The organism is Mycobacterium colombiense, from assembly GCF_001672755.1.
Classification (GTDB): domain Bacteria; phylum Actinomycetota; class Actinomycetes; order Mycobacteriales; family Mycobacteriaceae; genus Mycobacterium; species Mycobacterium colombiense_C.
The window spans coordinates 1-5650 of the sequence record NZ_LZKI01000156.1; the positions used below are offsets into that span (position 1 = coordinate 1).

A 5650-nucleotide genomic window follows, 5' to 3' on the forward strand; every position below is an offset into this window, starting at 1 on the left:
TGGGCGTCAGCGTGGCGGCCGCCGTCGCGCTGACGGATCTGGGCAGGGGCTTTCACAAGGCGTCCAGCAGCCCGCACACCACCTGGGTGCTGTACGCCGTCATCATCGTCTCGGCGCTGATCATCGCGGGCGCGATACCCATCCTGTTGCGGGCCCGCCGGATGTCGCAGGCCGAGCCGGCCGCCCAGGCGATGACCGCGCCGTCGCGCGGGCCGGCAAGGCCTTCGGTGCGGCTGGGAACCGGCGCCCTGCGCACCGCGAGCGAGCGGACCGCCACCGTGCAATCGGCCGCAACGGCGCCGGGCGCCGAGTGGTCGGGCGAGGCCGTGGACCGAGTCTGGTTGCGCGGCACCGTGATTCTGATCGGCACGATGGGCGCGGCGCTGATCGCGGTCGCGACGGCGACGTACCTGATGGCGATCGGCCACGATGGCGGGTCGTGGGTCGGGTATGGATTCGCCGGCGTCATCACCGCGGCCATGCCTGCGGTGGAGTGGCTGCACATTCGTCAGCTCCGCCAGGTCGTCGCCGAGCAGTAGCCGCCGCTGCCGCTGCGTTCCGGACCCCGCGCCCGATCCGGTGTGCCGGGGGTGGCGTAGCGTCGGGCGCGAGCCGTTTCGTTGCCACGGCGGTCCCGCAATCGGTGCGGATGACAGCCACGGGCAATGCGATCCCTCCCTCCGGCCGGTTCCGTCTGGGCGAAGGACGCCGACCGTGAAGGGAACCGCAAGTGGATGCCGCAGGCAGACGGCGAACACGCGTCGATCCCATCCGGGTGTCGGTGGGCTGTGAGCTCGGTCGCACCATCGACGGCGCGTGGTGGCCCCGCGCGGACCGCATCACCAATGAATTGCCCGGTCTGGTCACGCTGCTGACGCCCTTGATCGGCGGCGTCAGCTCCATCAACGTCAACTGGCCCCCGCTGCAGCGGCCGCCCGATTTCAACTGGCCGGGATGGGAGAACAAACGCCAGCACGTGATGACGGTCGTCGGGGAAGACGCTCAGGTCAACCTGCTGATCGTCCCGTACGCGACCTACAGCGCGCTGGCCCTGATGGTGTTGCGCTGCGCCGCCGGGCTCCCCGTCGAAACGCGCGATATGGGCAAGCGGGTGTTCATCACGGCCGGCTCGATCCTGCGGGCCGCCCAGCAGCAACGGGCCTGCGCCCACCCGTAGGGCGGGACACCGACGAAAACCGGTGGGGGGAGCGTGCTAGTGCTCGCCGCCCTCGCCGTTCGTCGAACCGTTCGTCGAGCCGTTGAGGCCGTCCTGGTGTTCGCGCAGTGCGGTCAGGGCGCGCAGCTCCGAGCCGTGCGCCGCCTCGCGCAGCGCCGCATCCTCGGACGCCGGGTCGGCGAACAGGAAGCTGCCGCTGCCCGGAGATCCGGCCGAGCCCAGCTTGTTCATCTTCTTGGGCAGTGCCGCGCCCTGGTATGCGAGCGGCAACGGGTGACCGTGGTCGTCGACCGGGCCCAACGGCTGGTGCAGCTCGATGTAGGCGCCGTGCGGCAGCCGCTTGATGATGCCGGTCTCAATGCCGTGCTCGAGCACCGCGCGGTCGCTGCGCTGCAGGCCGATGCACCACCGGTAGGTGATGAAGTAGACCACCGGCGGAACGATCACCATGCCGATGCGCCCGATCCACGTCGTCGCATTCAGCGAGATGTCGAACTTGAACGCGATGATGTCGTTCATCGCGCACAGCGTCAGCAACATGTAGAACGCGATCGCCATCGCACCGATCGACGTGCGCACCGGCACGTCGCGCGGCCGCTGCAGCAGGTTGTGGTGCGCGTAGTCACCGCTGAACCGCTTCTCCAGGAACGGATAGACGATCAGCAGACCGAACACACCGCCCATGATCAGCGCCACCCAGACCACCGCCGGGATGGTGTGGTGCCAGAAGTAGAACTCCCATGGCGGCCAGATACGGGCCAGGCCCTCCGTCCACATCATGTAGAAGTCCGGCTGCGAACCGGCCGAGACGTGAGATGGCTTGTAGGGGCCCAGGTTCCAGATCGGGTTGATCTGCAGCAGACCACCGAGCAGGCCCAGCACGCCGACGATCGCGGCGAAGAACGCCCCGGATTTGACGGCGAACACCGGCATCACTCGCACGCCGACCACGTTGTGCTCGGTGCGACCGGGGCCGGGGAACTGGGTGTGCTTCTGGAACCACACCATGGCCAGGTGCAGCCCGATCAACGCGAGGATGATCCCGGGCAGCAGCAGGATGTGCAGGGAGTACATCCGCGGGATGATGTAACCCGCTGTGGCGCATTCGCTTCCGACGCCGCCGCAGGGGAAGTCACCGCCGAACAGGGCCCAGTGCAGCCAGGTGCCGATCACCGGCATGCCCAACGTGATCGAGGACAGCGCGGCGCGCAACCCGATGCCGGACAGCAGGTCGTCGGGCAGCGAGTAGCCGAAGTAGCCCTCGAACATGGCCAGGATCAGCAGCAGCGAACCGATGACCCAGTTGGCCTCGCGCGGCCGCCGGAAGGCGCCGGTGAAGAAGATGCGGGCCAGGTGCACCATGATCGACGCGGAGAAGATCAGTGCCGCCCAGTGGTGGACCTGACGCACGAACAGACCGCCGCGCACCTCGAAGGAGATGTCGAGGGTCGATGCGAAGGCCTTCGACATGTCCACGCCGCGCAATGGCTGGTAGGCGCCGTTGTAGGTGATCTCACCCATGGACGGATCGAAGAACAGCGTCAGGTACACGCCCGTGAGCAGCAGCACGATGAAGCTGTACATCGCGATCTCACCCAGCAGGAACGACCAGTGGGTGGGGAACACCTTGTTGAGCTGTCTACGGACCGCCGCGGACGGGTGGTAGCGCGTGTCGATGTCCTCGCCTTGACGGGCCAGGACATCGCCGATCTTCGGGGGACTCAATTTCGGACTCATGTCGTCGTCCTCTCCCAGAATGCCGGTCCGACGGGCTCGACGAAGTCACCGTTGGCGACCAGATACCCGTTGGAGTCGATGGTGATCGGCAGTTGCGCCAACGCACGCGCGGCCGGCCCGAAAATCGGCTTGGCGAAGTGCAGCGCGTCGAACTGCGACTGGTGGCAAGGGCACAAAATCCGGTAGGACTGCTCCTCGTACAGCGAGGCGGGGCAACCCAGGTGCGAGCAGACCTTGGTGTAGGCGAAGAACTCGCCGAAGTTGAAGCTCTCCTGGCCCTGCCGCTTGACCACGCGATTCATGTCGGTGGGCCGAACTCGGATGAGCATCACCGGGTTTCGCACACCCTGGTTGATGGACCGCAGCTTTTCCTGCGATTCCGGTGTGGTGCCGTCGCCGTCGGACTCCCGCCACGGGAAGACGGTTTCCATGCCGCCGGCGTCGAGGTCCTCGGGGCGCATCTTGATGAACGGGGACGTGGAGGCCGAACCGGTGGCGCGCGCCAGAAAGATGGTCTCGCCGTGGTAGCGCGGGCTCCACCCGGACGTCCACAGCACGGCCTTCTTCCCGTCGGCGGTGGGCACGACCGGCTTCCACGGATTCTTGATCAAGCCACCGGCAAACGCGACCAGGGTGGAAAGGCCGAAGGCGCCCAGCCCCATCCCCAGTGACAGGCCGATCAGCTTGCGCCGCCCGACCGTCGACCCCTGATACGCGTCGGCCAGGTTCGCCACCACCGTCTTGCGGTCGACGTCGCGCGAGGCGCCGTCGTGTCGGTCCTGAATCGAAATCTCTTCGGGGATAAAGCGTTTCTGGTACAGGATGACGCCGATGCCGATCGACAGGATCGCCATCCCGAAGGTCAGGCCGTACAGCGGGGTGGTCAGGTCGTACAGGAAGCTGCCTGCGCTCTCCTTGGGCTTGTACTCCCACGGCCAGAACAAGAAGATCAGCAGCAGCGCGAGCCCGAAGAAACCGCCCAGCAAAAGCCAGAGGGCGACGCCACGCTCGGCGCGCTTTTCGGCTTTGGTGCCCTCGATCGGCCAGCGGGGTTCCTTGAACACCGTCTCGACGCCGTCCAGCTTGCCGCCCAGCGCCACCAGTTCGTGCTGCGACATGGCGGCCAGCGCCGCGTCGTCGGGTTCCCTCTCGCCGGTGCCGTGCGGGTTCCCGCCGGTGTCAGAGCCGCGAACGTCCGCCTCACTCATGCTCGTGCCCCAATCCACAGTGCCAGCCCGATGGCCGCGACCATCCCGATTATCCAGGCGGCCATGCCCTCGGGTGCGGGCCCGAATCCGCCCAGGCCGTAGCCGCCCGGCTGGCGCTCCTCGGTCACCGCCTTGATGTAGCCGATGATGTCCTTCTTGGCTTCGAACGACAGCTGACGGTCGGAGAACTTCGGCATGTTCTGCGGACCGGTCCGCATCGCCGCCAGGATCTGCTGCTCGTTGGCGGGCTCCAGATCCGGCGCGAACTTGCCGGACGACAGCGCGCCGCCCTTGCCGGTGAAGTTGTGGCAGGAGGAGCAGTTCAGCCGGAACAGGTCGCCACCGCGGCCCAGGTCCTCGCCGCGCAGCGAGCGCATCGCCAGGCTGCCGTCCGGGTTGCGCACGGTAGTCGGGCCGCCGCCGTTGGCCTGGACGTAGGCGCCCAGCGCGTCGACCTGGCCCTCATCGAAGATCGGTTCCTTGCGCGGCGCCTGGGCCTCGCCGGTCATCGCCGGCATCCGGCCCGTCGACACCTGGAAGTAAACGGCTTCCTCGCCGACGCCGATCAGGCTCGGACCGCGGTCGGGGACACCCTGCAGGTTGGCGCCATGGCAGGACACGCAGGACGTGTCGAACAGCTGCTTGCCGGTGCGCAGCAGCGCCGAGTTCGACTCGTCGGCGACGGCCACCTGCGGCCGGGGGGTGAGGATGGCGGCCAGCCCGCCGGCGATGGTCAGCGCGATCAGCAGCAGCAGACCGCCGGACAGCCGGCGGCGCAGCCGCCGTCGCGAACGGTCACGCTGCCCCTGTGGCGGCTTGGCCGCACCGGATCGGGTAGATCCCAGTTTCTTCAACCGAGCACTCCTGTTCGTCCAGCGCCTGCTCATCGGATGAAATAGATCACGGCGAAGAGCGCGATCCACACGATGTCAACGAAATGCCAGTAGTACGAGACGACGATGCTGGCCGTAGCCTGCGCCGGCGTGAACTTGCTCATCGCGGTGCGGGCCAGCAGGAAGATGAAGGCGATCAGGCCGCCGGTGACGTGCAGGCCGTGGAACCCGGTCGCCAGGTAGAACACGCTGCCGTAGGCGCTTCCGGGAATGGTCGTCCCGTGTGACATCAGGTGGTAGTACTCGTAGCCCTGGCCGCAAACGAAGAACAGGCCCATCAGGAAGGTGAGCACATACCAGCGGCGCAGCCCGAACACGTCGCCACGCTCGGCCGCGAACACCCCCATCTGGCAGGTGAACGACGACGCGATCAGCACCAATGTGACCGGCACCGCCTGGTACAGATTCAGCTCGGTCGGCGGCGGCGGCCACTTCCCGCCCGATTGGGCGCGCGCGGTGAAGTACATCGCGAATAGGCCAGCAAAGAACATCAGCTCGCTGGACAGCCAAACGATGGTGCCGACGCTGACCATGTTGGGTCGGTTCAGCGAATGCACCCGCGACGTAATTGCAGTACCCGAAGTCCCGGCAGCGCTGGTCACATCCGCAAGTATGACGCTTTGTAGTTGTTGAAC

General features: G+C 67.0%; 6 protein-coding genes. 2 read left to right on the plus strand and 4 right to left on the minus strand.

The features are described 5' to 3' along the window. Together A5708_RS21045 and A5708_RS21050 are read left to right on the plus strand one after the other, a co-directional pair. Positions 1-539: DUF2561 family protein (locus A5708_RS21045; protein WP_065030479.1), on the plus strand; the 539-nt coding region annotated here is incomplete at its 5' end. Positions 540-730: 191 nt separating this feature from the next. Then, on the plus strand, positions 731-1177 hold the full coding sequence (locus tag A5708_RS21050) for a DUF5994 family protein (RefSeq protein WP_065030480.1): 447 nt from the start codon (positions 731-733) through the stop codon (positions 1175-1177). 36 nt (positions 1178-1213) lie between these two features. On the opposite strand, the gene A5708_RS21055 is transcribed toward A5708_RS21050, so the two are convergent. From A5708_RS21055 to A5708_RS21070, 4 genes are read right to left on the minus strand one after another with little or no spacing between them, the layout of a single operon-like run. Then, positions 1214-2914: a cytochrome b gene (locus A5708_RS21055; RefSeq protein ID WP_065030481.1), complete on the minus strand. Its 1701-nt coding sequence runs from the start codon at positions 2912-2914 to the stop codon at positions 1214-1216. Further along, complete coding sequence (locus tag A5708_RS21060; protein ID WP_065030482.1) at positions 2911-4122, minus strand: ubiquinol-cytochrome c reductase iron-sulfur subunit; 1212 nt, start codon at positions 4120-4122, stop codon at positions 2911-2913. The genes A5708_RS21055 and A5708_RS21060 overlap by 4 nt, the downstream gene beginning before the upstream one ends. Continuing rightward, positions 4119-4976, minus strand: a complete 858-nt coding sequence (locus A5708_RS21065; protein ID WP_007770718.1) for a cytochrome c — start codon at positions 4974-4976, stop codon at positions 4119-4121. The genes A5708_RS21060 and A5708_RS21065 overlap by 4 nt, the downstream gene beginning before the upstream one ends. Positions 4977-5005: 29 nt before the next feature. After that, positions 5006-5617 carry a cytochrome c oxidase subunit 3 gene (locus A5708_RS21070; protein WP_064877534.1) on the minus strand — a complete coding sequence of 204 codons (612 nt, stop codon included), beginning with the start codon at positions 5615-5617 and terminating at the stop codon, positions 5006-5008. Positions 5618-5650: the final 33 nt, after the last annotated feature.